The organism is Citrobacter sp. S46_ASV_140 (genome assembly GCF_018919545.1).
Lineage (GTDB): Bacteria > Pseudomonadota > Gammaproteobacteria > Enterobacterales > Enterobacteriaceae > Citrobacter > Citrobacter braakii.
In genome coordinates this window covers 1-3,224 of the sequence record NZ_JAHLRC010000222.1, presented here as the reverse complement: position 1 = coordinate 3,224, position 3,224 = coordinate 1, and the positions used below count along the sequence as shown (strand labels likewise).

Here is a 3,224-nt window from a genome sequence, read left to right as displayed (position 1 = left end):
TTTTTATTCCCGACGAAAAGAGACTTCGACAAAATTGTGGTCTTTGCATTGGCAGAAACAGAGGAAGCATTAAATCGTCGGCAAATAGATCAAACACTATTAAGCACGAGCGATTTAGCGCGCGATGAATTCTAAAACATGATTTTGTCCGGAGGCTTTCATGCGTGTCAAACATGCAGTGGTTTTGCTCATGCTGATTTCACCATTAAGTTGGGCCGGAAATATGACGTTCCAGTTCCGCAATCCTAACTTTGGTGGTAACCCAAATAACGGCTCTTTTTTACTGAACAGCGCCCAGGCGCAAAACTCGTATAAAGATCCGAGTGCCGGCGACTACGGGATTGAAACCCCAACAGCGCTGGATAACTTTACCCAGGCGATCCAGTCACAAATACTCGGTGGCTTACTTACCAATATCAATACCGGTAAGCCGGGAAGGATGGTAACCAGCGATTTTATCGTTGATATCGCCAACCGGGATGGACAACTGCAACTGAATGTCACGGACAGGAAAACGGGGAGAACGTCGACTATTGAAGTGTCGGGTTTACAAAATCAGTCGACCGATTTCTAAATTATAGCCACGAAAGGAAAAAATCATGCAGCGCTTACTTATCATGGTGGCAGTAATTTTACTCAGCGGATGTTTAACAGCCCCGCCGCAAGAAGCCGCTAAGCCGACATTAATGCCCCGAGCCCAAAGCTATAAAGACTTGACGCACCTGCCCATGCCTACAGGTAAGATATTTGTCTCGGTATACAATATTCAGGATGAGACTGGCCAGTTTAAACCTTATCCGGCAAGTAACTTCTCAACCGCCGTCCCGCAAAGCGCCACGGCGATGCTTGTCACCGCATTGAAGGATTCTCGTTGGTTCGTTCCGCTGGAACGTCAGGGATTGCAGAACTTGCTTAACGAACGAAAAATCATTCGTGCAGCTCAGGAAAACGGCACAGTTGCCATTAATAACCGGATCCCTCTGCAGTCTCTGACCGCGGCAAACATCATGGTAGAAGGGTCAATTATTGGTTATGAAAGCAACGTTAAATCGGGTGGCGTTGGTGCGCGCTATTTCGGTATTGGCGCCGATACGCAGTACCAGCTCGACCAGATAGCGGTCAACCTGCGTGTGGTTAACGTTAGTACCGGTGAAATCCTCTCATCGGTGAATACCAGCAAAACTATCTTGTCTTATGAAGTGCAGGCTGGGGTATTCCGCTTCATTGACTACCAGCGACTGTTGGAAGGTGAAATTGGCTACACCTCTAACGAACCGGTTATGCTTTGTCTGATGTCAGCAATTGAAACCGGTGTTATCTTCCTGATTAATGACGGGATTGATCGCGGATTGTGGGATTTGCAGGATAAGAAACAAGTTGATAATGACATCCTGGTTAAATACCGCCATTTGTCGGTACCTCCGGAATCCTGAGTGGTCTGATACAGCATAAAAAGCGTGAGGAAAACCCTCACGCTTTTTTTATTTACTGGTCAGCGTCGACGATAGCCGATTCTCACGACGAGATGCCAGCCACAATCCGCTGTTTTTCATCGCATAGCCGAATACCAGCCCCAGCGCCAGAGAAGGCACGACCAACTGCCAGTCACCCTGCCCTGCAAACGTTGCGCATGCGCCAATAAAGGTGCCCGGCACAAATGAAAGCAACCATTGCTTTGCCTGAATACACATGAGAAACGCGACAATTCCCGTCATGACATAACCAATAATGTCCATATGCGGGGCAAGCGCGCTACCGTTAATAATCACCAACGCCCACACCACACCGCTTAGCAGCGTACACGCCGAGATCCACAGCCCTTTCAGCCCACCCTGCGGACAGGCAAAATAGGCCGTGCAGCCCAGAAAGCCAGCCCAACTGAGTAAACCAAGAGATACGGCCACCCATCCCCAAATCCCAGAGAGAATGCCCGTTGTGATTGCAATTGAGAGAAGTATGTTCATGCCGCGTATCTTAGCAGAAAAACGGCATGGGAATGAGATCGTGCACACAATTCATGCAATGATGTAATTTGAGTTGCAGTTTAAAGTGATCTAAATCACATTTACTCTTCGGTATCTTCCTGCAATTCGTCCCACATCGCGCCAATGGCATCACGCGTTAACGGTGCCATGGTACGCCAGAACTGTGTGTTTGCATGCGCTTCAACTTTGCCAAGGAACGTGCCGCACCAGGGCAACAGGTATTCCACAAACAAGGTTTCGAGTGCTTCACTTTCATCTTCCGCAGACTGGTCTTCAAGCCATGAAGCCGCCAGCAACAGCGTGCCAATATGATCTGCAGGCGTATCTGCCAGCGGCATTCCGCGGGCAGAAAGAAAAGCACGAACATCGGATTCTTTCGCCCCTTCTACCCAGGCGCTACGATAAGGCGGCACCGCACACTCGTCGCCGACAAACAGCGCGTTGTAATCCGCAGCCAACTGAGGCATATCGCAGCTTTTCTGCAGACGAGTGAGCTGTTCGTCCTGTTCCAGCGGCCAATTGGCGGACAGTTTACCTTCACTAATCAGGGTAAACAGAGGAACCAGTAAAGGGTCTTGCGGTTGGCGGTAAAACAGCGAGCCCAGTACACGACACAGGATAGAAAACTCGTTCATTGATATATTCCAGTTAGTAACAATTACAGTTCAGCAAATTCCGCGATCGGCTCCATGCCTCGCGATTCCAGAAACGCCAGCAGGCGTTTAGGGGTGACGTTTAAAATTCTGTCTTCCGGGAAATTTACATCATCCAGAATTTTACGGCATTCACCAAATTCACCCAGTGTGAAAGCGGTATGTGAATCCGATCCTAACGCCACCCAGCCTCCGGCATCACGCACCGCCGCAGCGACCGCGCGACAATTGTCCTCACTCCCCTTACGCGAATGCAAAAACGAGGAGTTATTGATTTCCAGCGCGACCTGGTATTTTGCCGCCGCCTGCGCAATCGCTGTGATATCAACGGGATATTTAGGGTTCCCCGGATGGCTGATGATATGCACGTGACCGCTGGCCATCGTGGCTATCATTGCCTGGGTATTGGTGTCTTTATCGTGAGGTGCAAAAACCGGCTCATGGAAGCCCGCAATGATGAGATCCAGGGAAGTAAACATCGGACCTGAACAGTCGATTTCGCCTTCAATATTCTTAATATTCGCCTCGATACCGCGCAGGATCCCTACGCCATCGACGATACGAGGCCAAATGCGCATATTAATAA

At 49.4% G+C, this 3,224-nt stretch carries 5 protein-coding genes and 1 pseudogene; 3 read left to right on the top strand and 3 right to left on the bottom strand.

Features of this window, described 5'->3' with window-relative positions; all coding sequences use genetic code 11:
- From KQJ19_RS23080 to csgG, 3 genes and pseudogenes are all read left to right on the top strand, one after another.
- Positions 1-135, top strand: a pseudogene (locus tag KQJ19_RS23080) (CsgE family curli-type amyloid fiber assembly protein); the annotation flags it as partial.
- 25 nt (positions 136-160) lie between these two features.
- A complete protein-coding gene (gene csgF, locus KQJ19_RS23075; protein ID WP_016152599.1) occupies positions 161-574 on the top strand; it encodes a curli production assembly/transport protein CsgF in 414 nt (137 codons plus the stop codon).
- 25 nt (positions 575-599) lie between these two features.
- Positions 600-1,433, top strand: coding sequence for a curli production assembly/transport protein CsgG (gene csgG, locus KQJ19_RS23070; protein WP_016152598.1), 834 nt, complete (start codon positions 600-602; stop codon positions 1,431-1,433).
- Positions 1,434-1,481: 48 nt separating this feature from the next.
- Here csgG and KQJ19_RS23065 read toward each other — a convergent pair whose 3' ends face one another.
- The 3 genes from KQJ19_RS23065 to KQJ19_RS23055 form a co-directional block, all read right to left on the bottom strand.
- Positions 1,482-1,964: a DUF1097 domain-containing protein gene (locus KQJ19_RS23065; RefSeq protein WP_016156175.1), complete on the bottom strand. Its 483-nt coding sequence runs from the start codon at positions 1,962-1,964 to the stop codon at positions 1,482-1,484.
- Between the two features lie 101 nt (positions 1,965-2,065).
- On the bottom strand, positions 2,066-2,620 hold the full coding sequence (locus tag KQJ19_RS23060; RefSeq protein WP_216404234.1) for a molecular chaperone: 555 nt from the start codon (positions 2,618-2,620) through the stop codon (positions 2,066-2,068).
- A gap of 23 nt (positions 2,621-2,643) precedes the next feature.
- A partial coding sequence (locus KQJ19_RS23055) for a PHP domain-containing protein (RefSeq protein ID WP_216404233.1) occupies positions 2,644-3,224 on the bottom strand: 581 nt, incomplete at its 5' end.